Origin of the sequence: Dielma fastidiosa (assembly GCF_000313565.1) — a bacterium.
Classification (GTDB): Bacteria; Bacillota_I; Bacilli_A; order Erysipelotrichales; family Erysipelotrichaceae; genus Dielma; species Dielma fastidiosa.
Genome location: NZ_HE578926.1, coordinates 373,953 through 400,092 on the forward strand (window position 1 = coordinate 373,953; position 26,140 = coordinate 400,092).

At 40.7% G+C, this 26,140-nt stretch carries 25 protein-coding genes; 7 read left to right on the forward strand and 18 right to left on the reverse strand.

The genetic code is table 11. The features are described 5' to 3' along the window. Positions 1-336: 336 nt before the first annotated feature. Together DAHG_RS09660 and DAHG_RS09665 are read right to left on the reverse strand one after the other, a co-directional pair. Positions 337-1,401, reverse strand: a complete 1,065-nt coding sequence (locus DAHG_RS09660; RefSeq protein ID WP_022938144.1) for a C45 family autoproteolytic acyltransferase/hydolase — start codon at positions 1,399-1,401, stop codon at positions 337-339. Between the two features lie 148 nt (positions 1,402-1,549). Then, complete coding sequence (locus DAHG_RS09665; protein ID WP_022938145.1) at positions 1,550-3,457, reverse strand: FAD-dependent oxidoreductase; 1,908 nt, start codon at positions 3,455-3,457, stop codon at positions 1,550-1,552. A 92-nt stretch (positions 3,458-3,549) separates the two neighbouring features. Between DAHG_RS09665 and DAHG_RS09670 the strand changes: the two genes are divergently transcribed. Continuing rightward, entirely contained in the window at positions 3,550-4,344 is a 795-nt protein-coding gene (locus DAHG_RS09670; protein ID WP_022938146.1) for a MerR family transcriptional regulator, read from the forward strand. A 61-nt stretch (positions 4,345-4,405) separates the two neighbouring features. Here DAHG_RS09670 and DAHG_RS09675 read toward each other — a convergent pair whose 3' ends face one another. From DAHG_RS09675 to DAHG_RS09710, 8 genes are all read right to left on the reverse strand, one after another. Next, the gene (locus DAHG_RS09675) at positions 4,406-5,059 is read right to left on the reverse strand and encodes a bactofilin family protein (RefSeq protein ID WP_022938147.1); all 654 of its coding nucleotides are present in this window, start codon (positions 5,057-5,059) and stop codon (positions 4,406-4,408) included. Positions 5,060-5,105: 46 nt separating this feature from the next. Continuing rightward, positions 5,106-5,801: a LytR/AlgR family response regulator transcription factor gene (locus DAHG_RS09680; RefSeq protein ID WP_022938148.1), complete on the reverse strand. Its 696-nt coding sequence runs from the start codon at positions 5,799-5,801 to the stop codon at positions 5,106-5,108. Between the two features lie 393 nt (positions 5,802-6,194). Then, positions 6,195-7,397 (reverse strand): diphosphate--fructose-6-phosphate 1-phosphotransferase, encoded by a 1,203-nt coding sequence (locus tag DAHG_RS09685; RefSeq protein WP_022938149.1) that lies wholly within the window; start codon positions 7,395-7,397, stop codon positions 6,195-6,197. A gap of 65 nt (positions 7,398-7,462) precedes the next feature. After that, complete coding sequence (locus tag DAHG_RS09690) at positions 7,463-7,813, reverse strand: hypothetical protein (protein ID WP_022938150.1); 351 nt, start codon at positions 7,811-7,813, stop codon at positions 7,463-7,465. Further along, positions 7,810-9,663, reverse strand: a complete 1,854-nt coding sequence (locus tag DAHG_RS09695; RefSeq protein WP_022938151.1) for an ABC-F family ATP-binding cassette domain-containing protein — start codon at positions 9,661-9,663, stop codon at positions 7,810-7,812. Before DAHG_RS09695 ends, DAHG_RS09690 begins: the two co-directional genes overlap by 4 nt. A gap of 4 nt (positions 9,664-9,667) precedes the next feature. Next, positions 9,668-10,975, reverse strand: a complete 1,308-nt coding sequence (locus DAHG_RS09700) for an N-acetylmuramoyl-L-alanine amidase (RefSeq protein WP_022938152.1) — start codon at positions 10,973-10,975, stop codon at positions 9,668-9,670. 11 nt (positions 10,976-10,986) lie between these two features. Further along, positions 10,987-11,799 (reverse strand): LicD family protein, encoded by an 813-nt coding sequence (locus DAHG_RS09705; protein ID WP_022938153.1) that lies wholly within the window; start codon positions 11,797-11,799, stop codon positions 10,987-10,989. A 211-nt stretch (positions 11,800-12,010) separates the two neighbouring features. Further along, positions 12,011-12,562, reverse strand: coding sequence for a DJ-1 family glyoxalase III (locus DAHG_RS09710; RefSeq protein ID WP_022938154.1), 552 nt, complete (start codon positions 12,560-12,562; stop codon positions 12,011-12,013). A 172-nt stretch (positions 12,563-12,734) separates the two neighbouring features. On the opposite strand from DAHG_RS09710, the gene DAHG_RS09715 reads away from it, so the two are divergent. The 6 genes from DAHG_RS09715 to DAHG_RS09740 are packed head-to-tail and all read left to right on the forward strand — an operon-like array spanning position 12,735 to position 18,896. After that, positions 12,735-13,994 (forward strand): ABC transporter substrate-binding protein, encoded by a 1,260-nt coding sequence (locus DAHG_RS09715; protein WP_022938155.1) that lies wholly within the window; start codon positions 12,735-12,737, stop codon positions 13,992-13,994. 42 nt (positions 13,995-14,036) lie between these two features. Beyond that, entirely contained in the window at positions 14,037-15,332 is a 1,296-nt protein-coding gene (locus DAHG_RS09720) for an alkaline phosphatase family protein (protein WP_022938156.1), read from the forward strand. A gap of 9 nt (positions 15,333-15,341) precedes the next feature. Continuing rightward, positions 15,342-16,397, forward strand: a complete 1,056-nt coding sequence (locus DAHG_RS09725) for an ABC transporter ATP-binding protein (RefSeq protein WP_022938157.1) — start codon at positions 15,342-15,344, stop codon at positions 16,395-16,397. Then, positions 16,394-17,290: a carbohydrate ABC transporter permease gene (locus DAHG_RS09730; protein ID WP_022938158.1), complete on the forward strand. Its 897-nt coding sequence runs from the start codon at positions 16,394-16,396 to the stop codon at positions 17,288-17,290. The genes DAHG_RS09725 and DAHG_RS09730 overlap by 4 nt, the downstream gene beginning before the upstream one ends. A 2-nt stretch (positions 17,291-17,292) precedes the next feature. Next, positions 17,293-18,114, forward strand: a complete 822-nt coding sequence (locus DAHG_RS09735) for a carbohydrate ABC transporter permease (protein WP_022938159.1) — start codon at positions 17,293-17,295, stop codon at positions 18,112-18,114. 2 nt (positions 18,115-18,116) lie between these two features. Beyond that, positions 18,117-18,896, forward strand: coding sequence for an HAD family hydrolase (locus tag DAHG_RS09740; protein WP_022938160.1), 780 nt, complete (start codon positions 18,117-18,119; stop codon positions 18,894-18,896). Positions 18,897-19,328: 432 nt separating this feature from the next. Here DAHG_RS09740 and DAHG_RS09745 read toward each other — a convergent pair whose 3' ends face one another. The 8 genes from DAHG_RS09745 to DAHG_RS09780 all read right to left on the reverse strand — a co-directional run bounded on the left by DAHG_RS09745 (position 19,329) and on the right by DAHG_RS09780 (position 26,140). Further along, on the reverse strand, positions 19,329-19,643 hold the full coding sequence (locus DAHG_RS09745; protein WP_022938161.1) for a type II toxin-antitoxin system RelE/ParE family toxin: 315 nt from the start codon (positions 19,641-19,643) through the stop codon (positions 19,329-19,331). Continuing rightward, positions 19,633-19,932 (reverse strand): type II toxin-antitoxin system RelB/DinJ family antitoxin, encoded by a 300-nt coding sequence (locus tag DAHG_RS09750; RefSeq protein ID WP_022938162.1) that lies wholly within the window; start codon positions 19,930-19,932, stop codon positions 19,633-19,635. Before DAHG_RS09750 ends, DAHG_RS09745 begins: the two co-directional genes overlap by 11 nt. Positions 19,933-20,174: 242 nt before the next feature. Next, positions 20,175-20,978, reverse strand: a complete 804-nt coding sequence (locus DAHG_RS09755; RefSeq protein WP_022938163.1) for a Cof-type HAD-IIB family hydrolase — start codon at positions 20,976-20,978, stop codon at positions 20,175-20,177. A gap of 7 nt (positions 20,979-20,985) precedes the next feature. Further along, positions 20,986-22,278: an extracellular solute-binding protein gene (locus DAHG_RS09760; RefSeq protein ID WP_022938164.1), complete on the reverse strand. Its 1,293-nt coding sequence runs from the start codon at positions 22,276-22,278 to the stop codon at positions 20,986-20,988. Further along, entirely contained in the window at positions 22,275-22,946 is a 672-nt protein-coding gene (locus DAHG_RS09765; RefSeq protein WP_022938165.1) for a response regulator transcription factor, read from the reverse strand. The genes DAHG_RS09760 and DAHG_RS09765 overlap by 4 nt, the downstream gene beginning before the upstream one ends. Positions 22,947-22,948: 2 nt before the next feature. Beyond that, positions 22,949-24,256, reverse strand: a complete 1,308-nt coding sequence (locus tag DAHG_RS09770; RefSeq protein WP_022938166.1) for a sensor histidine kinase — start codon at positions 24,254-24,256, stop codon at positions 22,949-22,951. A 1-nt stretch (position 24,257) separates the two neighbouring features. Next, positions 24,258-25,229 carry a sugar ABC transporter substrate-binding protein gene (locus DAHG_RS09775; protein WP_022938167.1) on the reverse strand — a complete coding sequence of 324 codons (972 nt, stop codon included), beginning with the start codon at positions 25,227-25,229 and terminating at the stop codon, positions 24,258-24,260. Between the two features lie 80 nt (positions 25,230-25,309). After that, positions 25,310-26,140, reverse strand: coding sequence for a PTS system mannose/fructose/sorbose family transporter subunit IID (locus DAHG_RS09780; RefSeq protein WP_022938168.1), 831 nt, complete (start codon positions 26,138-26,140; stop codon positions 25,310-25,312).

Genomic DNA, 26,140 nt, shown 5'->3' on the forward strand with positions numbered 1-26,140 from the left:
CCATAAAATTGTTCTCCTTTCTTACACAAATATTGTAAGCCCTTACTTATGCTTATTTCAACCCTTTTTTTAAATTATTTTTACCTAAAAACAGAGCTAATTAACGCTAATTACTCTATTGAAAAAAGCATAATTTCAGCACTATTTTTTCTACATTTTCACCCTTGATTATTTGAATTTTCCATATATTGCATAATAAACCTCTTACTGACACTAACTGCAGCGCATATATCATTTTATTGATCAAGGATCAATTGTTTGTTTTATTATCATCTAACGTTAATTTTTGATTTAAAAAAGAACACTTTCAGCATTTTGCTGTCCGTGTTCCCTTCCTTATTTGTTCAAATTGTACGTATACGGAGTATCATATTTCATCCCGATACTGATTGTAGCACTCAATTCACTCTGATTATAAATGATTGACCACTGTGTTCCTGTCATTTCATTGTCATCATTAAGATGCAGCGGCTGAGAAACAGCTTTAAGCAGATTCATGCCTTCAGCCTCACTCAAAATACCTTTATTCTCTGTCAGTGTCTTCTCCAAAGTTGCATAGCGATCCTGCCCCTTGCCAAAGTCATAATCACCAGGTGTCAGCAGAAAGTTTGTGGCCGCCTGCCAATTGCCGTCCATTTCAACAACACTTATTTCATTATCAACATATTCCACGACAACTGATTTACCATTGGCGTCAGCAATTTGGAAATGATAGCTGCTGTTTGCGGATGAATGCATGTCATATTGTTTTAACAAAGCAACTGCTTCATCAACCGTGGCTGCCTTATCCAATACCATTCGCACCGCTGTCGTCGTAGTGATGTCAATTTTATCAGTTTGCTGATTTGTTGCCTCTGTTGGTATCAGCAATACACCGATGGCCAAGCCCTTTTCATTAATGCCATCAAGAGGTGCATAAGGAGCCGCCAACGTAATAATGCTTGACAATAAGCCATCCGGCAATTTTTCTTCATTATAGCCTAAAAAGCCTAAATTAACCGTTGAGAAAGAAGCATAGCCATTATCTGGCTGGGTTTTCACAAATAAAGCCGGTGAATATGTTAAATCAAAATTTCTGCCAAATATTTTCGCGCCATCCGGTGTGGCCGCGTTAAAGGTTGAGCAGCCAAGATTAGGAATGCTGAATTCTACTGGTATTCCCTTTAAAAGCTTTGTGGATACAAATTGAATCAGTTCAGCATCCGTACTGGCGCCGGTGGCCAGAAAATCATCAAAACCATAATCGCCTTTATATTCCATTGTATATAACGCGTAATCATCTACTTTTTTCATTGACTGAAGCGTTGCCAGTTCATTATGGAACATGGCATAGAAACCGCCCACTAGGACAACTGCTACACACGCGATACCAATGAGTAATCGTTTTACTATTTTGTTCATAAGCCCTCCTATAAATGACCATTAAATAAAATTAGTCATGTTTAGAGTTTACTACTTTCGTGTGCTTCTGTCAACAAAATATTGACTATATAAATATATTAGTCAAAAAAAGAATCCCTTCATAAGGAAAGGATTCTGTGTTTAATCATTAATTGGCATTTGCGGCACTTTGTCCGGCAATATGTCCAAAAGTATAAATATCTGCGATTGCATTACCGCCTAAACGATTTCCCGCATGGATACCGCCGGTCACTTCACCAGCCGCATATAAACCAGGAATAACCTCGCCTGACTGATTATAAACATGACACAAAGTATCGATAACCAAACCGCCCATTGTGTGATGCAATGATGGTTTCATAGCACGGGCAACATAAACATCATCACCGCTGGTTTCAATTTTTGTAGTAAATACCGTCTTGCCAAAATCAGCATCAAGACCTGCGTCTGCATAGCCGTTATATTTTTCAACCTCAGCTGTTAAAACAGCAGGGTCCATATTGATCAGTTTTGCCAGTTCTTCAATGCTTGATGCTTCATAGCAGTCTTCATCCTGCCATAATGCTACATTAGACTTTAAACCAATTTCATAGAAGAGTCCCTGTTCACCGCCATTAGCAAAAGCAGCCTTGGAAATAACATCACGTTCCGCATATTCATCGACAAAACGTTTACCTTCCGGTGTCACATACATTACATTGGTGCCATTACCTAAAGCAAGACGGCCATTTGACGCAAAGCCAATCGGCATCAGCTGGGTAAATTCCATGCCGGTTACATCAGCATCAGCAGCCTTTTGAGCCATGATAATTCCTTCTCCTACGGTTGAGGATACATTGGTTGAACCAATTGATGCATACAGATCATCACCCCAATAATTATCATACTTCATTACCATTTCGGTATTTCCGGCAAAACCGCCAGTCGCAAGTATAACACCATTATTAGCATGCAAAATCACTTCAGTTCCATCATTTTTCACAGCATGCACACCGACAATTCTGCCATTTTCCACATATAATTCATCGGCAGTGGTCTGATAGATAATCTCGCCGCCATTCTTTTCTACATAAGCCGCCGGTTTATCAAAGAAATCTACCTGCTTTGATGTCTTTGGTGTCTGTGATCTCAGCCATAATGAACCAATTGGCTCGGATAATGTATTATTGAATTCAGAACCGGCAGTTTCTTTCAGCCAAGAAATTGTCGCGTCACTATTCGTAACAAGCGTATTCAATAAATCATAGCTGCCATAAATCGTATTGCCGTCAAGATCTTCTCTCAAACCGCCTAGATAACTCTGAATCAAGTGGAATTCTACGGAATCAAATAATGTAGAAGTATCACCGCTTAAATAATCGTTAATCTGCTGCTTCAATGTGCTGTAAGTATTTTTAAATTCACCGACAAACAGATTCTCATCATATTCAAGATATGTTCTCAGTGTAGAAAGCCGTCCTTCATCTGAAGGTGTCAATGCGTCTAATTCAGCATTAACCGCATTCCATACGCCGCCGGAGGCTAATGTATTGCCGCCCAAAGCTGCTGTTTTTTCAATTAAAATAACTGTTTTTCCTTCTGATGCGACCGTAGCTGCCGCTGATATACCGGCACCGCCGCCGCCAACAACAATTACATCCGCGGTTTTTTCAATCGTTTCACCGGCAATTTTCTCTACCGGTTTCTGTAAGCTTGCTAAGTCGGCACCAGCTGATTCAAGAGCCTTGGCCGCCGCCTCAAGAATTGCGGTACTGGTTACTGTACAGCCGGTAATTGTATCAAGTCCTAATGACTGATACTCAACAATTTCTGCCGGCAGTGTTTCAATCGCCGGATCAGAAATACCATCGGTTTCCTTTTCATCGGTAATCTTTACGCTTAGAATCGCGTCATCGCTGACTTCAACTTCAACGACTACCTCGCCGTTCATGCCCTGTGCAGAGCCAGTATATGTACCTGCTTTATAAGCAGTTTCACTACTGGCAGGTGCTGTGGAGCAGGCACTTAATGTGACTGCCATCACGAAAGAAATAAACAATACACTTAATTTCTTCATATCGTCCCTCCTATTTGCTATTTGTTTAACAAATGCTATAATAACTATAAACTCTGTATTTATTACAGAGTCAATACAAGGTTGGTGAAAATATGAATATTCAGGAATTATCAAACCGCACACATATTAATAAGGAAACCATCCGCTCTTATCGGTTAAAGGGGCTGCTGCGTCCTATACAGGCGGATAATGGGTATTATGAATATAGTGAAGAGGATGTATATATCCTTCTTTATATCCGGCAGCTTCGAGATTATGGCATGCCTTTGGAACATATCCGCCACGCTTTTGATACTCTTGAATCCGATTATCAGGTTGCTCTCTACGACCAGCAAATTGCCGAGACTGAGGCTGAAATCGAACGTTTAAAAAAACGTGTTGATTCACTGAAAAAAACGAAACAGCATCAAGAGCTCAGCAAAGCCAATCTGAATCGTGTTGAAATAGAATATTATGAGGAAACTAAGTATGACATCTATCCGTCCGACGGCCCTGATTCAGAAATACTGACAAAATGGCTGCAGAATATCAATATGTGTACGATAACCTTAAATATAGATAAAAATGAGTTGGCTATGACAACTCATGGTAAAATTCCTATCAAAGCAGGCATCGGAACTTTTCAGTGGTTTGTTAAGCGGGCAGAACTGCCGCTTACCCCAAAAATCGTTCAGTTCCCCAGCGGATATTATTGTTCAGCAATCATTGAAGTTGATAATATTCACGCTTTGGATGCTTCTTGTTTAATACCTATTCGTGATTATATTAATGAGCATCATTATACTTTAGGCAGTGATGTTACCGGTTTTTTAGTCCGTGTTGATTATTCAAAGGTACAGCCTCGGTTCTATTTCAGAATCCGGGTTTTAATCAAAAACAAAGATTGACATCAAAATACAAGGGCAGCCAAGCTGCCCTTTGCATATAGTTATTGTCATTGATATAATCTTAAGCAATTACTTCTGAAGAAGCTTCCGGCTCTTCCTCATTTTCCATGCTCGCCAAAATAGAGCTTGTCGTTTCATCGATGAAAGCTGAGTGATCTACTTCAATCTCTGACGGTTCAGGCGTCGCCTTCGTTTCAATACTGCCGACAATCTGCGCGCCCTGCGCGATGCTGATCTGTCTGGCTGTTATATTACCCTGCACAACCGCCTGCGCTTTAATGGTCACCTCTTCATCAGCAACCGTATTCCCCTTTAAATAACCATCAATCGTTACCGTTTTAGCTGATATATCACCGGTAATCGAAGTATCACAATCAATCATGATCTTACTTTCAGATACAATATTTCCTGTATAAGAAGCATGCTGAAAAAGTACATTCAGTGCCTTTACATCACCTTTCACCTTACCATTGATACGGATCGTACCCTGTGATTCAATATCACCCACCACTTCACCATTTAATTCAAAATCTTCACGGCTTTTAATATTGCCGATAATCACAACATCGGATGAAATAACAGTAGCCGTATTCTTCTTCACTGTACTGGTAAGCGGCGGCGCAGTTCTCAGCTGCGGTTTCTCCTCATTACCCCCAATCCCCATTTTCTTTGCCAAATCACCAAAGTTTGATTTTGGATTATTAAATGTACTCATAATTTTCCTCCTAGATTTATCTTTAACTGTTTGATACAGTTTAAAGCTATCGAATAAACTGCAATAAAGCTTCTGACGCTTTTTTCCATGTTCCCTTAGCAATTGGAACGTATATATCATCATTTAAGATAAAATCATAACGCCTGATGCCAGTTACATAATCCAAATTAACCAGATATGATCGATGACATCTGAAAAAATTGGTTTTAGGCAGCTGAGCCGCCAATACGTCCAGCTGGCCCTGATAGGTAATAATTTCAGATTCTAAATGCAACGTAAGCGTTCTTTTCATTATTTCCGCATATACGATTTTATCGACCGCGACAACACGGCTGCAGCCAGCCACGGGAACCAGTAAATGCTTTGCCATATTCGTTTTATCTGTCAGCCTGCTGAGTATGTGATTCACATTATTTTGTGTGAGATTGCGATAAATCAGATTGCCATTCCTCACAGCTGCGGAATCAACAATCTTGTCATCACTGATAAGCATATATTCAGCAGACTGATCAGCGTCTATAAAGGTTTGGATGTCATCAATCGGCAGCTGATTACTGATTTCAATTACTATTAAATCCAAACGCTTTCCCTTTTCCGCAACATCATGCAGTTCCGCTAATCCGCCGCATAACAAAAAATCTGTTTTGATCTTCAATTTCTTAAAATATAATTCAACCATTGGTACCATTTCCTTATAAAACGTGTAATTCTTAGTAACAACAGCAGTATTCACAGCAATCATTCAACCACCCCTCTTGTTTTAATGCCTCAATCAACAATTTCCTAATGGCGGTACAGATAAAATTGTCTTACAAAGTATACTTTATAAGACAGTCTAAAAAGCACTAAAATGTGTTTGTAATATTAACAAAATGCGCTAAAATGTGTTTACAAAGTTGAAAAATTGGTATAAAATGGTAAAAAGAAGGATGTCTCATAATGTATACTTTTTGACACAGTATGCCAATTGTTGTATTTTTTGTTATGCATCGCTGATAATGAAAGAAGCTGCCTATCAGGGCAGCTTTTTATATATTTGGCACAATTATCAGTATAATTAAAATCTTAAGCACATAAAAAGGTATGAATGAGCAAGACTCCTATTCATACCTTTTATTCATTTTTTTAATTCAGATTATTTCATGTGGTATGGCTTCACATAAGCAGGAACGCCATCCTTCATGATTAATGCAGGCTCACCAACGATTAATGGTTTGAAGTAATCGTAAGCTTCCTGACTCAAACCTGCATAGTTAGGCAGAATCCATTCAGCAGGAATGTGCTTAACATGGTTTGCGAATTGATCAGCTGGACCTTCGATGAATTCAACATCGTATTCAGCACCTGGTTTACGCTGTACACCTACAACATGACCAGTGAATTTGCCGTCAGCACTTCTCATATGAGCAGACATACCTAATTCAAAGGCTTCTGTAACGTCTACTAAGCTTTGAGTATAGTTAGCGCAGCGCTGTGCAGTGCTTAAATCCTGAACTTTAGCACGAGGTGCAATGCCTGCTTCAAGAATCATATTCTTAACCGCATTACCGGCACCGCCTAATACAGCGTGACCGAAACCGTCATTAACTGCCTTGCCAGCAGCCAGATAAGAGCCATCAGCAAAATGCGCGCCCTCGCTGACAACGATATAACATTTACCCTTTGTTTCCATGCATTTTTTAACTTCTGCAAGGAATACTTCCTGATCAAAATCTTCTTCAGGCAATACAAGCAGATCCACTTTACCTGAAATTACAGAAGAACCAGCTAACCAGCCAGCATCTCTTCCCATTGTTTCAAGAATGAATACTTCTGAACGAGTGTATACGTTGTAATCCAGCCATGTAGAAGTTACAACATCATTAACAAACTTCGCAGCAGAAGCAAAACCAGGGCAGTGATCAGTAACCATCAGGTCATTATCAACTGTCTTAGGAATACCTACGAAACGTTTCGCGATATTGTTTTTCTTAGCCCACTGGCTTAATGCGTCAACTGTATCCATTGAATCATTACCGCCGATGTAGAACATAATTTCAATGTTGAATTTATCCATAACTGCTACCAGTTTGCGATAATCAGTTTCGTCATCTCTCTTTAATTTATAACGGCATGAGCCTAATGCTGAAGATGGAGTTTGACGAAGGATACGATTTTCCATATCCGGCATGTGCGTTAAATCAACAAGTCTTTCTTGAAGAATACCTTCAATGCCATTCAAACCGCCATAAACTATATCATATACCGGGTTTAATTGGTTTGCCTTAACTACGCCAGCAAGTGATGCATTGATAACGGTAGTAGGTCCACCAGATTGAGCAACTAAACAATTTGCCATTTTATAATCCTCCTATTTAAGTACGTGCCTATTTTATCATACTTTAAAGCAATTTAAAAGAGACGTTATCGGCTTTTATTGAAGAAAATCTTTAAAGCGCTCAGCATTGAGATGACAACATCATTCACCAGCAGAATCAGCATTAAAGAAAAACTTTTAAAACCGATCAAAAGATAACCAACCATGATGGCTATGATGTAGAAGCGGACTCTTTTACCGCGCGCTGTCGCTGTGATTTCCTCCATATGCTTAACGATATATGCCTCATCAAGATACTGAGCAGAAGCGGCATCAATGATTGCCAAAAGCAGCCAGAAAATATTGATATTTACCATATAGATTCTAAGCAGACAGGGCAGTCCCAGCAGCATCAGCAATAACGCGAATTCAGCCTCCTTCAGCTTTTTCTCCATCATTGTTCAAGCGCCTCACTGTATTCTTCCCACTGCGCCATTAAATTCTCTATTTCATTATTCACTTCATCAATCTGATTATCCAATTCATTCATTTTCTGATAATCATGATAATATTCAGGATCAAAGCGCAGCTCACGCAGGGCTTCAATTTCTTCTTCCTTAGCCGCGATCTTTTTCTCCAGCTTAGCAATCTCTTTGCCGATATTCAGATTCACTGGTTTGCTCTTTTTCTCCTGATGACTCACTTTAACCTGATTTTCTTCAACAACCTTATTTCCTTCGATGTAATCATGATAATTCATCGGTGTATAAACCGCGCCGTTTTCATCAATATGCAGAATCGCCGTCGCCAGCTTGGAAATAAAATAACGGTCATGTGAGACAAACAGCATGGTGCCGTCATATTCAGAAAGACTTTTCTCCAATGCTTCCTTGCCCAATAAATCCAAGTGATTGGTCGGTTCGTCCATAACCAAAAAGTTAGGCTGCGAAAGCATCAGCTTCACTAAGCTTAGGCGCACCTTCTCACCGCCGGATAAACAATCAACAGTTTTAAACACCTCATCACCGGTAAATAGAAAACAGCCTAACGCGCTTCTTACTTCTGTACGGGTCAGATCAGGGAAATCATTCCAGACTTCCTCAAGAATTGTATTTGCCGTATTAAACTGCGCCAGCTCCTGATCAAAATAGCCGGGTTCAATCTGATGACCGAGCATCACTGAACCGCCCAGACTTGGAATTTTACCCATAACGGTTTTCACAAAGGTTGATTTACCCTTGCCATTAGGCCCAATTACCGCTACCCGCTGCCCCTGCATGACCTCAAGATTGATCGTACATAACTCATGATCATAACCAATTTTTAATTCTTCAACACTAAGCACCCGTTTGCCGCCGCGGATTCTTGAAGTAAAGCTGGCCTTAAATGACTTCTTACTTTCTTTTGGATCTTCAATGCGTTCCATGCGATCCAGATATTTTATTTTAGACTGTGCAAATGCCGCCTTATTTTTCTTATAACGGAATTTCTCAATCAAAGCCTCCATCCGCTCAATTTCTTTTTGCTGACGGGCATAGGCTGATTTCTGCCGCTCAATATCATTATCCTTCTGTTTGACGTAGGATGAATAATTGCCGACATAACGGCGCATCACACCATATTCTATCTCATAGATTTCATCAGCCACGTTATCGATAAAAGTCCGGTCATGAGAAACCAGCACAACCGCCTTCGGATAACGTTTCACATAGCCTTCAAGCCATTCAATGGTTTCCAGATCAAGATGGTTGGTTGGTTCATCCAGCAAAAGAATATCCGGAGCTGACAGCAGCAGCTTTACAAACGCAATACGGGTTTTCTGACCGCCGGAAAAAGTCTGCACCTCACGCTGAAGATCTTCTTCATGGAAGCCAAACCTTGTAAAGATATTTAAAATATCTGACTGAACCGTATAACCGCCCCGTTCCTCAAAGCGATGCTGAAGGTCGGCATAGCGGTCAAGCAGCTCCTGAGAATGGTCATAAACCATCGCCTCAGTCATTTCATTCAGCTGCTTCTGCATGATTTCTACATCTTTAAAAACCTCATTCAATTCTTCCTGTACAGTGCGTGATTCACTGGTAAAAGTCGTCTGTGCCAGATAACCGATCCGGCAGCTGCCAGCCTTATGAATCGTTCCTGAATCCAGCTCCTCTTCACTGGCGATAATCTTCATCAGCGTTGTTTTGCCGCAGCCGTTAGCGCCGATTACCGCGATTTTTTCATTATTCTTAACCTCGAACTGAATATTTTCAAACAGAATATTCGCGCCGAAGCCTTTTGTTCCTTTATTTATTTGATATTGCATACCCTTATTCCTTTGTAACTTTCAAGTAAGAGGCGATTGAATTCGCTGTCTCACTGATGATCTTATCAAAATTAGTTTTCCAGAACTCGGCATCCTCATCATTGGAAATATACAGATATTTAATCACTACCGCCTGCATTCCATGCTTATTCGCTGTCGCAAAAGAATTTTCAGTGCGTGAACGCTCAGATATCATGCCCGCCTGAGTGGCAACACCGCCAGCCTCACGAATCTGAAGAATACTGTCATAGACCGCGCGTCCGTCATCACCCTCAGCCAATACCGGCGGTACAACACCATCAACACTGGTTCCTGAAGTATAAAGCGAGCTGCCGTCAAGATCAATATTTTTCTTCATATCAAACAACAGTTGATTCGCCAATGTTGATGAAGCATAATTTGAGTAATAAACCTCCATACCATTCAAATAATTGTAAGAGGAAGAATTAAACTGAAGATTGATATAATACTTAGCATTTTTTTCATAAGCCTTATATAATCTGCCATTTAATCCATATGTATTAATTTCCTGTTTGATGCTGTCCTTGGTAATTCCTACCGTAAAGCCATAGCCTTCCAGCTTTTCTTTTAATGCTAGAGCCGCGGCATACATTTCATCATTCTCATTCAGACCATTGGCATCATAACCCCAATCGACACCCATGCCATAATCATCATTGCCGCCCGCCGGATCAAGCATAATATCCACTGAATCATGCTGAACAGTATCACTGGTTACATTGATGAACATATAATTCTGATCAAGCAGTGTTTCCTCATCATTAAGAATTCCCTTATCCGCAATTAATTCTACCTTCTTACTGGCATTATTGCGGGTTACTGTATGAAAAACATCCTTTAATGGCTCCTTCATAACAATCCGCTGATCGCTTAGATTATATACTAAATAGACCTCATAAAAACCATTCTCAACCTCTGCCAGATTCAACTGATGATCCGCCTTATTTTCAAGCGAGAACATTAATTCCTTGCCGGTACAAATATCAACCAGCTTTAATGTCTTGCCGACCATTTCATCAGCAGTCAGCACATCATAAGGCTGTTTCAAAAGATTCAGCGTTTCACCATAATAAAAATAGTCGCTGATCTCATATTGATTCTCAAACGTTTTATTAATAAAAGAAGCCGTTTTAGAAGGTGTAAAACCACAGATCGTATAACCGTTGTCATTTCCTTTATCCGGTGATATCAACAGATTAAAAACAAGATATACAACAAGAATAATCAAGGTAAAGAAAGGGACTGCGACTTTCCATTTCACCTTTAATTTTTTCTTTGGCACATAACTCATAAGGCACCTCCTTAAAGTTTAATATCAATAATATGCTTGGGCTGCTGATCCTTTTCTGCAGGATACTGCATATAAGTCTCACCAATTTCAATTTTCAAATATTCCTCCGCCTTATTTGGGACCGGCAGCATCGTATCCTCAAACGGTACATAGCGGGTCGGATAAATCATTGATTTAGGATATACGATAGGTTTAAACGGTGAATAGAAAGTCCATGTCAGATCATAACCGATCAGCGGACTGCCCTTCGCTTTTTCACCATATCGCTTCGCGTGATTCACAAACAGCTTTTTCAATCCAAGCGGATTCATATGCAGATTCTCACAAAGTGTAATCAGCGGCATCAGCGCGTCATTGCCGATTCGATGAATTAAATCCACCGCCTTATGCTCACTGACATAATCAATGATGAAGACATCGATAAACAAACCATCGCCATCCTGACATTTATTAGCCAATAAAGTATTCGCTTCTTTAACGTAAGTATGCTTCTTGCGTATTTTCATCGCCGGTATCGTGACAGTATATTCCTGATGAGTATCGAAACACTGAAACATATATCCCTCAGGCAAAGCAACCGGCAGAATTTTTAAGAATTTTTCATAATCTTCACGCATCATGGCAATGTCGGCATCATCATCCCAAGGAATAAACCCTTTATGACGGATTGCGCCTAAAGCACTGCCGCCAACTAAATAATAAGGAATATCGTAGTCCTTGGATATTTTATCAATCATTTTAAGCATTTCAAGCAAAACCATCTGTACATCACGCACAGTTATCACATGGCCGTCATCCATGGTTTTTAATATATATTCTTTCATTTGTCACCTGATTGTATCATTTATGTACTATTTTCATTCATCCATACTCTTCATTATTATACACTAAAATATAGAATTATGGTAAATCTATCGATGAATGAAACCTTTTTTAGTATAAATTTTTAATTTATAACTCAGCTTTCAGCAAATATAACAGATAAAATAAAATCTCACAGCCGCTGCCATGAGATTTCTTGGATCTACAATTTTATTAACACTGATCGTATTGAATCGATGCCTTAACCGCTTTTGCCTTATCCTCACCCTGAATCAAACGGACTAATTCAAGGCCAAGATCAAGCGCGTAGCCTAAACCGCGGGCGGTTGTAATCATGCCATCGGTAATTACACCCTGTCTTGTATATTCAGCACCGATCAGCTGATCCTCAAAGGTTGGAAAACATGTCGCATGTTTACCCTTAAGCAAGCCTAATTTGCCGAGTACACTTGGCCCGGCACAGATTGCGGCAAGCCGGCGGCCGTCAGCAGCTGCCTTAACCAATGCCTCACACAGCGGCTCACAAGCAGCTAAATTAGTAGTTCCCGGTAACCCGCCAGGTAAAAATAATACATCGGCATGATCAAGATCCGCTTCCTTTAAAGTTTTATCTGCTTTTATTTCAATCTGATGCGAACCGCAGACGCTTGCCTGATTATTAATTGAAATTAATTCTGTATCAATGCCGGCACGGCGCAGTACATCCACAACCGCCAGACATTCAACTTCTTCAAAGCCATCAGCCATAAATGCTAATACTTTCATTTAAATCCCTTCTTTCTTCTTTATTATTCTAACGCAAACAATGCTGAAATACCACAATTACGATTTACTGTTTGATAGGTAAGCATCGATTTAACCAAATATTAACAGAATTTTAATTGAACATTTAATGTCTGATGGTAGGCTTACACATGTTAAATAACATGGAGGTAATATGAAAAAGAATAAAAGCTTATTGCTTGCCGCATGTCTGCTCTTAGGCGGATGTTCAGCAAATGCGCAGCCTGATGCTGCATCGGATAACACCACAGAAAAAACGGAAATAACCTTGTGGCATACGTTTACGGAGGTTCATGAGGAAACGCTGCAGAACATTATCAGTGAATTTAATGCTTCTCAGGATGCATATACCGTTACAGCATTAACACAGCCGCTGGATGGCTTTTCATCAAAAGTCTATGAAGCAGCTTCCAATGGCACCGGGCCGGATATGGTTATGCTGGATGCTTCAGTAGCCGCGGATTATGCGGAGGAAGGGATGGCCATTGATTTTTCTGATTATCTTGATATTAACACTTATCAATCAAGAGTCAGCGAAGGCTTATTTGAAGAATCCACCGATTTTGCCGATGGTGCCTGGCACTGCATCGCCATTCAGTCAACCGGGCCGGTATTCTTCTATGACAAAACACTCTATGATGAATTAGGTTTAAGCGCGCCGAAGACTTGGGATGATGTTGAGAACAGTTCAAAGAAAATCTATGAAGCAAAAGGAATTCCGGGTTTTGCGGTTGATTCTATTCCAGATCTTGCCATCATGCTGTTAAATCAGTCCGGCGTTGGTTATATTGACAAGGAAACAAAGACTGTCAATTGGCAGGATGATCGTTATATTGAATTGGTAGATTGGTTCGCTAAGGGTGTTCAGGAAGGCTATTTCCAATTGGCGCCAACTACCGGTGATTACAACTCAGGAGATATCGGTGCTCATGTATTAGGTGCCTATATTGGTTCTTCTGCGGGTCTGCCGTTCTTAGATCTGGGTGATCATGAATTGGCTTGTACCAGTGTTCCGCAGTTAAGCAATGGTGCTGAAAAGTGGGTTCAGCAATGGACTAGAAATATTATTGGCTTTAAGAGTAATGAAACGAAGGAAAAAGGTGTTGCCGCTTTTGCGGAATACTTCACTAATGCGGATAACGCCGCAGCATGGGCGATTGCTTTTGGCGGCTTCTCCCCGTACAGTGATGCTGATTCAACATCGGCCTATAAAGAATACATCGCCGGTAATATCGCCCTTCAGGCATTAGCTCTGCAGAATGATTATGCTGGTGCCCTGCCGGTATTAAAGGGTTCAAGCACTGTCCGCACAGAGCTTGAAAAAGCGGTTAAGAAGGCTGCCACCGCCCAAGCCTCAGCCAAGGACGCCTTGAATGAAGCTGTGCAGGCTGCTAATCTGGCGCTGAGTGAATAATAGAATTGCTGAAATTTTCAGCAATTTTTTGAAAGGAAAACTATGAAGAAACACAAATTACTCGTCTTTTGTCTTGATGCATTATGCACTCTGGATCTTGAATATATGAAAGAATTGCCGCATTTTAAATTTATGTTTGAAAACGGATCAATGGTTAAGCATGTTGAACCGGTATATCCTAGTCTCACCTATCCGTGTCATTGTTCAATCATCACCGGCTGTACAGTCAATCATCATGGTGTGCCGCATAATGAAATCGTTGGTGTTGAGCGTAAAGATGCTCCCTGGTACAATCAGCGTTCGGATATAAAATGTCCTACCCTTTTTGATTTATTTAAAGCTAATGGATATACAACCTGTTCCCTGACCTGGCCAGTGAGCGGTAAGGCGGATATTGATTTAAATATGCCAATGATTGTACCGATTGGTTATCAGGGCTTCAATCCCTATCAGTTTCTTGAGGATAACGCGTCAAAAGCATTGCTGGATCGTTATTATTGGAAATATGGCCGTTATTTGAAAGGCAAAGACCGAAATCTTGACTTATATACGATGGCATTGGCAGCGGATGTGATCCGTGATTACGCGCAGCCGGATATCATGTTTGTAAAGATGTGTGATCTTGACAGTGTCCGTCATGAATACGGCATTGATAATGAGCAGGTAAAGGCACAGCTGCGCAAGCATGATGAAGAATTCGGCGTATTGGTGGAGAGTATTAAACGCTATGGGGATTTTGAGAATACTAATTTTGTAATTCTCGGCGATCATGGCCAACAGGATGTTAAGCGCTGTCTGAATATGAATCTGCTTTTGAAGCAGCATGGTTTTATTCGCTGCAATGAGAAGGGTGAATTAATAGATTATGATGCCTATTGTCATTCAGCTGCCTTATCAGCATGGATTCAGCTTAAAAATCCAGAAGATTCAGCAATGCGGGCTAAAGTATACGAATTCTTAAAAATGATTAAAGCAGATCCGCAGTACAATATCGGTTATTTATTTACCAAAGAAGAAGCTGAAACACAATTTGGTTTAAGCGGACCGCTTGATTTTGTACTTGAAGGAAAAGAACCGATGTCCTTTCAGACAACCTTAGCCGGCAATGATCTCTTTGCGAAACATCTGCCTGCCGGTTATCATCAGACCTTAGCCAGTCACGGTCATCTGCCGTCAAGAGATGAGACGACAACCTTTATCGCCTGCGGACCAGCTATACAAAAAGGCGTTGTCATTGAGCGCTCAGCTATGGTGAATGAAGCACCGACCATGGCTGCCATGTTTTCTCTGACTATGGATCATATTGACGGTACAGTTTGGCAGGAGCTATTAAAATAGGAGAATTTCATGAAAATTAAGATCGAAAATTTAACGAAACAGTTTGCCAATCACACAGCTGTTTGCCGCTTTAACGCGGAAATTGAATCCGGTCAGCTGATTGCTCTGCTCGGTCCTTCCGGCTGTGGTAAAAGCACGATGCTGAATATGCTTTCTGGAATCCTTACACCAACGGAAGGTTCAATCTTCTTTGCTGATGAGGATGTGACATTCACCGCTCCGGAAAAACGCGGTGTCGGTTTAGTCTTTCAGAATTATGCGCTCTACCCGCATATGAGTGTTCTTGATAATATCTGCTTCCCTTTAGAAATTCAAAAAGTGCCTAAGGCTGAGCGTACTCGCCGGGCAATCGAAATGGCTAAGCTGGTTCATGTGGAATCAATGCTGGAACGCAAACCGGCACAGCTGTCAGGCGGTCAGCAGCAGCGTGTCGCAATCGCCCGCGCCCTGGTGAAAAAACCAAGACTGCTCTTATTAGATGAACCGCTGAGTAATCTTGATGCCCGGCTGCGCATTGAAATGCGTGAGGAAATCCGCCGTATCCAACAGGAAACCAAGATAACCACCATCTTTGTCACCCACGATCAGGAAGAAGCGATGAGTATTTCTGATGCGATACTTTTAATGAAGGATGGTGTGCTTCAGCAAATGGATCAGCCGCAGCGGCTCTATGATGATCCGGCTAACTGCTTTGTAGCCGATTTTCTAGGTAATCCAACCATCAACAAACTAAACGCAGAAGTAAAAGACGGCATTTTATATGTTGAAGGTCAGCCGATGACCGAAATCGACACCGCTGAACTTCCGCAGCAGCGAAAACTTATTTTTTCATGCCGTGCGGAAAGCATCCGTTTACAGAAAGCGGCAGGGGGACTGCGTGCAACGCTGATTCAAACTTATGTTATTGGTAAGGAAATGATTGCTGCCCTGCAGATTGGCAATTCGCAGATCCGTGCTTATATGGACAGTGATGAAGCCATGCCAGCTGGATTGGAAGTGACGCTTCGCTTCCGTGATAAGGGAATCTTTATCTTTGATGAAGCCAGCGGGGAGCGGTATTTATGAAAAGAAGACGCAATCTGAAAGAAACCCTTTCGCCCTATCTTTATCTGGCGCCCTTCTTGATCGGTGTTATCGTCTTCACCCTTTATCCGATGATTAACGTCTTTATCATGTCCTTTAAAGAAAATTATAAGTATCTGACCGGTGCCTTCAGCGGCTTTGGCTTGGATAACTATACTACGGTATTAAGTGATCCTTATTTCCAGCAGGCAATCATTAATACCTTCAAATATGTATTAACTGTTATTCCCATCTCAACATGTCTGGCAATCGTAATCGCAACCTTGCTGAATCAAAATATTAAATTTAAGGCATTGCTTCAGACTGCCTATTTCTTACCGATGGTTACATCAGTAACTGCCGTCGGTTTGGCATGGAAATTCATGTTTAACTATAACAGCGGTTTAATTAATTTCTTTCTGAATATATTCGGCTTCGAAAGCATCAACTGGCTGCAGAGTGCCGGCAATAATTTTCTGGCGCTTGTAATCTACGGCATCTGGAGCATTCTTCCTTTTACGATAATCCTCTTGCTTTCCGGTTTACAGAATATTGATCCCCTGTATAATACTGCGGCTCGGGTTGATGGCGCCAGTCCTCTAAGAATCTTTTTTAAGATTACCATTCCTTTATTAGCGCCGACTATTTTTCTTGTTTTAATTGTTAATACGATCAGCGCATTTAAAGTCTTCAATGAGTTATTTCCATTATTCAACGGACCGGGTGTTGCCTATAATTTATTTACTGTCGTTTATTATATTTATTATCAGTTCCGTGGACTCACACCGCCTAAATATGGCAATGCCGCAGCGGCAGCCATGGTACTCTTTGTCATCATTTTCTGTTTCACAATGCTTCAATTATGGCTTCAGAAGCGCGCGTCAAAGGAGGGATAAGCATGAAGCTCAAATTCAGCCGCACACTGATCTATCTCTTTTTATTTATGGGAGCAGCTTTAATGGTTCTGCCTTTTTATTGGATGATCAGCGGCGCTTTTAAGACCTCTGCCGAGATTACCCAATTCCCGCCGGTATGGCTGCCTGCCAGCTTTAATCTGGATAACTTTAAGTTTGCCCTTGAAACAGCCCCCTTTGCGACTTATTTTATCAATTCTGTCATCGTCACTATTTGCTGCTTGGTCTGCTGCGGATTCACAACGATTCTGGCTGCCTTTGCATTCTCAAGACTGCAGTTTCCCGGCCGTGATCTCTTATTTTCACTTTTGCTCGCATTGATGATGATTCCCTTTGAGATGCTGATCATTACCAATTATCGAACCATTGTCGCCTGGGGCATTCATGATACGATCATCGCATTAATTATTCCCTTTACATCGAGTATTTTTTATACTTACATCCTGCGTAATTTTTTCGCCAGTATTCCTGACTCTTTATATCAGGCGGCGCGCATTGACGGCTGCTCGAATTGGAAATATCTATGGAAGATTATGGTACCAATGGCTAAGCCTTCTTTAGTTACCATTACCCTGCTGAACGCGATAGCCTGCTGGAACAGTTTTCTATGGCCTATGCTGGCAACAAATTCACCCGCCGTCAGAACACTGCCCTTTGGTCTTTATGCATTCGTCACCGAAGGCGGCGCTAAGACTGAACGGATGATGGCAGCGGCGGCAATCGTAGTTATTCCGATGATTCTGCTCTTCTTATTTGCCAGAAAATATATTGTCAATGGTGTTGCCCGCGGCGGCCTGAAAGGATAAGTATGAAAACATTAATCTTGGATTGTGATGGCACAGTGTATCAGGATCTTGATTTTGATCTTGTTTATTTTGAATATATTTTAAGAAATGATGCCCGCTTTGAACTTAAGCATCTTCATGAATTATGTGAGCTGATCATGCAGGGAGAAATTCTGCGCATGAATATTCAGATACAGCTGCCTGAAAGACACGCGCAGACAATTATGGAGCTGACCGATATGCTTGCTCATTTAGAGCCTGTAAAAGTGACTCTGAATAATGATCCGCGCTTCCTCTATCTTGGTGATTTATGGGCTGTGCTGACCTTAATTGGCAAATGTATCGGTGTTGATGAAGTGACCGCCCAAAAGGCTTTCTATCATACACGCAGCTGGCAGTTAAAGCATCTGGAAGTAAATCACGCATTAAATGATGCCATCCGGCGATGCAATGAGAAGATGACAGTTTGTCTGCTGACTAATTCCCCTGAAGATACCGCTCATGATTTTATTGAAAAGCTGGGCTTAACCGACGCTTTTTCAATTATCCTGTACGATTGTCATAAACCTTATGGTTTAATGGATGCGATTAAAGCCTATAATCCGCAAATCTTAGATGATATTGAAAATATTACGATGATTGGTGACCACTATTATAATGATCTGTTTCAGTTTAAAGCCTTAGGCGCTACTACGATTTGGATGAATCCTTATCCTAAGATTCACCGCCCAAATCAGATCTTTGAATTAAACACCTTAAAAGAACTGACTGCCTATCTGAATTGTCTCGCAAGCGGGAATTAGCCTGTTTTCAGAAATGATTAATTATGGACTGTATTGTCCAAAATAAAAGAGTAGCGCGTCTACTCTTTTTCATATATAGGAAGTTGAAACAAATAACTTACATAGTTTTATCTACGTCATCCCAATGTTATCTACATCATTTCGATATAAAATGAGGGAGATAATCTCTATTACCTCATAGTCCTGTTTAATGATTTCGAGTAAATTTGCTAAGTTTACTTGGATAGAAAAAAGAGACTATTTGAACTTTTAGTTCTTATGATCGCTTACTTGATTCTTAGACTTTTCAGCAGCTTCATCGCGCTTTTACATATGTAAACCTTACAGCAGCCGCTTTAAAGATTCCAGAATACTTAACATCTGATATTTAATCAAAAATGTTGTGTTATAACATAATTTTAAGTCAATATACACTTACATCATCTTTATTCATTACTCTATTTTATTTTCATAATCTTGGAGTTCGTGAAACAAAGCATCCACAATCACATCATTCTCTTCTACACGAAAAAGCATAAAATACCCATGTCTCTTAAATTTGATTCTTTTGTACCCCTGTTCCTTAAGCCTTCGATTTTCACATGTTTTAAGACTTCCTGCAACACTCTTCAACATCTGAACAGTTTCTTCAAAATCAGCTAGAAGATTTCTAGCTGCCTGCTCACTTCTTATTTCAAAAAGCAAATATCTAATATATCTGTCTAATTCATTTTCTGCATTTTCAGTTATGATTATATTATAATCCATACTTTGACCTAATATCAGAAATAACAGCCATTGCCTCTCTTTGCTTTCCCTGAGCGCTCTGTTCTCTCGCAATAGTTAATCTTTCTAATATTTCATCCTCAGACATCGCAGCTAACGGATGCTCATTAACTGAACTTCTTTTAATTTCAAATGGAAAACCATTATGTGCAACAGCCTGAGTTAAGAAAATTCTAATTGCAGAGGTTGTATCAGTTCCTAAATCTTTGAAAAGTTTATCGGACTTCTTCTTTAAATCATCATCAATTCTAATTTGGATTGTACTTGACATATTTAAGCCTCCTCATTATTAATATATTGCTATGTCAATGTTATGTCAATACATTTATATACATATAGTATGTTAATTTTTTATATCGGAATTTAAGGGGAAATAAAAAGAACAAGAACAAATAACTTTTCATAATGAAATATTGGGCTTTTGATACTTGAGCATGCAATTTCCTATAATGCAAAAAAGGAAGCTGCCCGATCCATTGAGCCCAGCCTCCTTTTCAATCAAACATTCACCATCTACTTAATGCACCCCAAATATTTCAGCGCATTCGCAATCCCATCCTGATCCGATGCCGTGGTGATAAAATCCGCCTTAGCCTTTACCTCTGGAATTGCGTTTCCCATCGCAATCGCTGTTCCGGCGGTTTCCATCATTTCTAAATCGTTATAATTATCACCGATACAGGCAACCTCATCATGACTTAAATGCAGATAATCCATCAGATCCTTTAAGCCGACACTTTTATTAATGCCCTTCGGCACAACGTCAAAACCATCTTCTGAATATCTGAGGAAAGCTATGCTGTCATCCTCATTAAAAGCTTGCTCCACCTTATCAATCGACGCATGAACACTGGCGCTCTGGGGCGCGTCATCACGCAGGTGACGATTCATCTGCGGACAATCCACAAAGGGATCGCGGCCGATATCACTGTTCATCTGACCAGCCAGCCAGTCAATCTTTTCAGGATACTGATAAATATACATCGCGTCTAGGAATTTCCAGATTAAACCAGCTTCATTGTCCGTGCAGAATTGATTCAAGCGATCCACATCAGCTTTGGTGAAATCATGATGAGAGATTACCTTTCCTTCATGATCGACGACAACACCGCCGTTCATCGACAGGATATAATCGGCATTTAAGTCATTCAGCGCCTTACCTAGACCATAATGAGCACGGCCTGTCGCTATGACAAACAGATATCCATTTGCCTTCATTTCCTTTAACGCTTCAATACATGAAGCCGGTATTTCATGCCGAACTAAATCATAAAGCGTACCATCTACATCAAAAACGACCATTTTTAATTGTTTCATAAGATTCCTACTTTCTTAGATATGTATCTATCTGACGCTGCATACTGGCTAACCCATTCTCAATATCAGCATCATTATTCATTAATTCATTAATCTGACTGTTTGCTATTTGGATAATCTGATTATATTGATCTGTACGGCGGATTGCAATACCCTGTTCCATTACATCATTCAGAATCGTCATTTCAAAACTGCTGCTGCCAGGATTATCTGCCTTTAAGGCATCAATGACTTCAGGTGATTGCATAACCTTTCTGAGTACCGATACGGCAGGTGAATTTTTGGCAAGTTCACTTTGAATCGCCGGTTCACTGCTTAACAGCTTCATGAATTCCCATGCCATTGCTTGATTTTTACTTCTTGATGATAAACCCAGCATTAAGGTATCAATCTGCGAAATATTACCGCCGTTAGCCCCCGCCGGCATGGTAAGACAATCCCATTCAAAGGTTGAGTATTTTTTTACACGCCACGGATAAGGCATATATGTTCGATAATCACTATAATTCATCGGCTGAAAAGCAACCTGCCCCTTATCAAACATTTCTGCCGTCACCTTTTCTGTATTTAACGCGTTCAGCCTGCGCATGAAGGCCACTGTTTCCGCGGTTGTCTCATTGTTTAAGTCAACTTGATTGTTTACTTCATCATAGAAAGCTGTGCCGGTGCTATATAAAGCATCCTCCCATGTATAATCATAATAACAGAATTGATCCTGAATACCATCACCATTTGTATCTTTGCTGATCTGATTGCAGATTGAATAAAAATCATCCCATGTCCAGTCACTGTCCGGCATCGAAATGCCTTCCTTATCCAAGAGCGTTTTATTTACAAACATTAAAGTAGGCACACTTTCATAAGGCAGCGCGTACAGTTTATTATCCTTCATTCCTTCCTTTAATGAATTGGCATAATATTCTTCTTGATGGAATTGATCGTCGTGAATACTTAAATAAGTTAAATCAGCCAGACTGCCATTATTCGCCAGCATTGAAAACATCTGTGAGGGAACAAAGAAGACATCTGGCAGCTGATCATTAATGATTTGGCGAGACAGCCATTCCTCATACAATTCCGGCCGGATACCGCTTTGAAATTCTACCTTGACATCAGGATATATTTCATTAAAAGCAGCAATGGCATTTTCAATGCGTTCATCACTTGCCGAGCTTGGTACATTCCAGTTACTGCCGGCGAAGATGCCAATCGTTAATTTCTGCTGTTTGGGAATGAAAACAAGAATCAGCGCGGCGATCATCACACATAAGCAGAGCAGCCACAGTTTTAACCGTTTCATTTCTGATCCTCTTTATTTACCAGCTTGTGATTCTGTACTGCCCATATCGCTAATTGAGTGCGGTCACGAAGACTTAATTTATCAAGAATCACACTGATATAATTACGCACAGTTCCTTCGCTGAAACATAGCTTATCGGCAATTTCACGATTGGATAAGCCATTGCCCACCTGCTGAAGAATCTTCCATTCTGTTTTGCTTAAGGTCTTGATTCCCTCCGGGGTTTCTGGTTCCAGTGTGCTGTTTGCCATTTCAGAAAACATCTTCATCGCTTTAACCGCGACATTGGGATGAATAATCGCGCCGCCATTTTGAACCGTTTGTATCGCCTGATACAATTCTTCCAAAGAAACACCTTTAAGCAGATAACTGCTGGCACCATATTTTAAAGCATCGTAAATATATTCATCATCATCAAAGGTTGTCAGCACAATAATTTTAATCTCTGGATAGGCTTCCTTTACAAGCTTGGTGCATGTGACACCATCCAATTCCGGCATTCGAATATCCATTAAGATTACATCTGGTTTCGTTTCAGGAATCTGCGCCAATACTTCCTTACCATTTTTTACTAATGAACAAATATGAATATCAGCTTTTGTGCTTAACAGAATATGCAAGCTGTCACGCATCAGCTCCTGATCATCCGCAATCATTACTTCAATCATGATTAAGCCTCCTTTCGAATCGGCAATTCGACAATTAGCACAAAGCCATCTGTGCCGTAAGCTCTCAAAGTTCCCTGCAGCAAGGCTACCCGCTCCCGCATATGATGCAGACCAAAGCCCTCCACAATTTGAGTACAGCCGATGCCGTTATCTTCAATAATAATAACAAGATTCATTTGATCCATACCAAACGAGATATAGATTTCCGTCGCCTTGCCATGACGGAGGGCATTCGTCATCCCTTCCTGTACAATGCGATAAATCGTATCCTCCTCATCCTGCTGAAATTCCAAGGAAGATAAATGACAGGCAAAATGCACCTGCACGCCGCTGGATTGATGAAATTCCTCAATCATCGTGGCTAATGCTTCCTTTAATGTTTTCTTCTGAAGAGCATCAGGGCGCAGCTTATTGACGGAATGCCGGACATCTTTTAAACCATCACGGGCCACATTGCCTAACAGCGTTAACTGTTTTTTGGCAAGTTCTGGATTGATGTCCACTAAGGCGGCGCATGCTTCAAGACCTGTTGATAAACCTGTCAGGGTATGTCCCAAGGTATCGTGAATCTCTCTAGCTAAACGGTTTCGTTCACGCGTTTCACCCATTTTTTCACGCACATTGGCATATTCCTTTAAATCCTCATTCAAATTCTGCAGTTCCTCATTTAATTGCTGGATTTTCTTACTTTCATCCAACTGATTTTGAATCAGAAACAGCATATTCGCAATAAAACATATAATACACAGCGTAGTAAGTATATTTTTTACACCCATGATTAATGAAGCTGCCTGACTCGTGTAGATACCAAGATAAGCGTCAAGAGCAGTTACCGGGATAAAATTCGTAATTACATTTGTATTGGTCAGCAGATACATGAAAGTGTAGATGACTAAGGATGGGCCCCGATATTGTCTCTTTTTAGATAATGACACCATGTTGGCGATGACCAGCAGCAAAATATCATTGGTGCTGAAGGATAAACTCCACATCATAAAGTAGCAGACAGCTAGTTCCGCGATTAATAAGAATAAAGTATTCCTGAATGTTTCATTCAGTACAAAACGCAGGCGCAGCAGAATCATCAGTAAAATAAAACTGCCGGCGGTATAGAAAGGCACCCGGTAATAAGCAATCGGAATGACATTCACCTGCTTCAGAAAAGCAGCCGCCTGATAATGCTGGAGAATATGCAGTGAACTGAATACAATTAAGGCGCTGAGAAAAGCAAGCTGGAGGAAACAAATCATGACCATGCTTTGATAGGAAAAACTCAGCCGATTTTTAATGTCTGAAAAATATGTTTTCATATCATTGCCAGCTTTCTAATGAAAATTCATCGATGTTGCTGCCATTAATCATAGTAACGGGAATCTTTTCCTCCACGATTCCACTTTCATGATTCAACAGCCGATAGGCACTTTCAACAGCTTTCTTGCCCATCCGCTTTGGATATTGAGCAACTGTCGCCTGCATGAAGCCCTCTTTGACTAAGACCTTTGCTTCCGGCGTACCGTCAACACCATACACCAATACCTCTGAAAGTTTGTCAGCTTCCTGTAAGGCGGCGACGGCGCCTAATGCCGAAGGATCATTTAATGCCATGACTACATCAAACTGCACACCCTCAGTAATTGCCTGCGCAATCAGCGGCATACTGATTTCAAGCTGTCCTTCACACTCAATTTCATCAACGATCTGATACTGCGGATATTGGCTGATGGCATCTTTAAAGCCTTGAATCCGTTCAATAGCTGAATAAGCCGCGTCATGACGCAGAATCATAATCTGTGCCTGATCAAGAGCTGCCATCATATTCTCAGCACACAACTGCCCGGCATGATAATTATCTGAAACTACGGTATAATCAACAAAATCCTGTCCATTATAAACATTCGTATCCACGGCAACAATGATTATGCCTTGCTGCTTCGCTTCCGCCAGCACATCGATCAGTCCCTTGCTGTCCACCGGATTGACTATTAAAACTGAGCAGCCCAGATCCATCAGATAATGAATCTGATCAATTTGTTTATCAAGTGAAAGCTGCGGGTCCATGGTGATTAATACATCACCGTTTGCTTCAATCACATTCCGCATTTCCTCATTAATTACATCAAAAAAGGGATTATTCAGCGTCATATAGGTAGAACCAAACAGTATTGGTTTTTGCTTTCCGTCAGCAAGCTGTTCTTCACTGAAATTATAAAATTTAAGTAAACCGGCAATACAGAGAACCATGCATAATACAAAGCAAAGCCGGCGCATTATTTTATCGTTCATACAATCTCCCCTTGCAGCATCATTATACAATACCTGATTTAAAAAGTCCTTATCTTTCAAGATAAAGACTTTGATTTATGTTAGTAAGCAAGCTGCGGATCAAAGAAACCGATCAGTACGCCGACAAAGGCAATTACTACAAGCAGCAGCATAACCTTAATCGGTGACATTTTCTTTTTAGCAATCATGTACCAGCAAAAGAGCACAAATGCCGCGGTTAAGCCTTTTGGCAGAACTGAATTAATCTGAGCGTTTAAATCAAGGAAGGCTTCCCCAGTTTCAGCATTAATCATTTTAAATACCGTATTGACAGATACCCATGACGCGGCAACCGCACCGATAACCATACTGCCCAGCATCATGATGGATTCACGAAGCGCCATCGCTTTATCACCAGTAAGAAATTCCACTGCCTTACCGCCAAATTCATAGCCCTTGAAATAAAGCATCCGCATCCCTAAGGTAACAATTAAATTCCATGCGATAATATAGAAGATCGCACCAACCGGTGAACCACCCGTTGATAAACCTAAGGCAATACCCAACAGCAAAGGAATCAATACACCAACAACCAATGAATCACCAATGCCGGCAATGGGGCCCATCAGACCCGCGCGCAGACCGTTGATCGTATCACCAGTAACACCTTCACCATTTGCCTTCGCTTCTTCCAGTCCGACAGTAACACCGACGATGACAGTACCTAACTGCGGTTCTGTATTAAAGAAGGCTTTGTAGGTTTCCAATGCTTCCTTCTGTTCCTCTTTTGTATCATAGAGTTCTTCAATGATCGGCAGCATCGCGCAAAGATAACCAAATGTCTGCATATGTTCCTGTGAGAAACAAGTCAGATGACCATAATACCAGTTTCTGAATGATTTATTTAAGGTCTTTTTAGATAATTTCTTCAT

Bases quoted from the DNA above. Each gene is read 5' to 3' on its own strand.
- DAHG_RS09660 (WP_022938144.1), bottom strand. From the start codon at position 1,401: ATGAACAAAATAGTAAAACGATTACTCATTGGTATCGCGTGTGTAGCA.
- DAHG_RS09665 (WP_022938145.1), bottom strand. From the start codon at position 3,457: ATGAAGAAATTAAGTGTATTGTTTATTTCTTTCGTGATGGCAGTCACA.
- DAHG_RS09670 (WP_022938146.1), top strand. From the start codon at position 3,550: ATGAATATTCAGGAATTATCAAACCGCACACATATTAATAAGGAAACC.
- DAHG_RS09675 (WP_022938147.1), bottom strand. From the start codon at position 5,059: ATGAGTACATTTAATAATCCAAAATCAAACTTTGGTGATTTGGCAAAG.
- DAHG_RS09680 (WP_022938148.1), bottom strand. From the start codon at position 5,801: ATGATTGCTGTGAATACTGCTGTTGTTACTAAGAATTACACGTTTTAT.
- DAHG_RS09685 (WP_022938149.1), bottom strand. From the start codon at position 7,397: ATGGCAAATTGTTTAGTTGCTCAATCTGGTGGACCTACTACCGTTATC.
- DAHG_RS09690 (WP_022938150.1), bottom strand. From the start codon at position 7,813: ATGATGGAGAAAAAGCTGAAGGAGGCTGAATTCGCGTTATTGCTGATG.
- DAHG_RS09695 (WP_022938151.1), bottom strand. From the start codon at position 9,663: ATGCAATATCAAATAAATAAAGGAACAAAAGGCTTCGGCGCGAATATT.
- DAHG_RS09700 (WP_022938152.1), bottom strand. From the start codon at position 10,975: ATGAGTTATGTGCCAAAGAAAAAATTAAAGGTGAAATGGAAAGTCGCA.
- DAHG_RS09705 (WP_022938153.1), bottom strand. From the start codon at position 11,799: ATGAAAGAATATATATTAAAAACCATGGATGACGGCCATGTGATAACT.
- DAHG_RS09710 (WP_022938154.1), bottom strand. From the start codon at position 12,562: ATGAAAGTATTAGCATTTATGGCTGATGGCTTTGAAGAAGTTGAATGT.
- DAHG_RS09715 (WP_022938155.1), top strand. From the start codon at position 12,735: ATGAAAAAGAATAAAAGCTTATTGCTTGCCGCATGTCTGCTCTTAGGC.
- DAHG_RS09720 (WP_022938156.1), top strand. From the start codon at position 14,037: ATGAAGAAACACAAATTACTCGTCTTTTGTCTTGATGCATTATGCACT.
- DAHG_RS09725 (WP_022938157.1), top strand. From the start codon at position 15,342: ATGAAAATTAAGATCGAAAATTTAACGAAACAGTTTGCCAATCACACA.
- DAHG_RS09730 (WP_022938158.1), top strand. From the start codon at position 16,394: ATGAAAAGAAGACGCAATCTGAAAGAAACCCTTTCGCCCTATCTTTAT.
- DAHG_RS09735 (WP_022938159.1), top strand. From the start codon at position 17,293: ATGAAGCTCAAATTCAGCCGCACACTGATCTATCTCTTTTTATTTATG.
- DAHG_RS09740 (WP_022938160.1), top strand. From the start codon at position 18,117: ATGAAAACATTAATCTTGGATTGTGATGGCACAGTGTATCAGGATCTT.
- DAHG_RS09745 (WP_022938161.1), bottom strand. From the start codon at position 19,643: ATGGATTATAATATAATCATAACTGAAAATGCAGAAAATGAATTAGAC.
- DAHG_RS09750 (WP_022938162.1), bottom strand. From the start codon at position 19,932: ATGTCAAGTACAATCCAAATTAGAATTGATGATGATTTAAAGAAGAAG.
- DAHG_RS09755 (WP_022938163.1), bottom strand. From the start codon at position 20,978: ATGAAACAATTAAAAATGGTCGTTTTTGATGTAGATGGTACGCTTTAT.
- DAHG_RS09760 (WP_022938164.1), bottom strand. From the start codon at position 22,278: ATGAAACGGTTAAAACTGTGGCTGCTCTGCTTATGTGTGATGATCGCC.
- DAHG_RS09765 (WP_022938165.1), bottom strand. From the start codon at position 22,946: ATGATTGAAGTAATGATTGCGGATGATCAGGAGCTGATGCGTGACAGC.
- DAHG_RS09770 (WP_022938166.1), bottom strand. From the start codon at position 24,256: ATGAAAACATATTTTTCAGACATTAAAAATCGGCTGAGTTTTTCCTAT.
- DAHG_RS09775 (WP_022938167.1), bottom strand. From the start codon at position 25,229: ATGAACGATAAAATAATGCGCCGGCTTTGCTTTGTATTATGCATGGTT.
- DAHG_RS09780 (WP_022938168.1), bottom strand. From the start codon at position 26,140: ATGAAGAAATTATCTAAAAAGACCTTAAATAAATCATTCAGAAACTGG.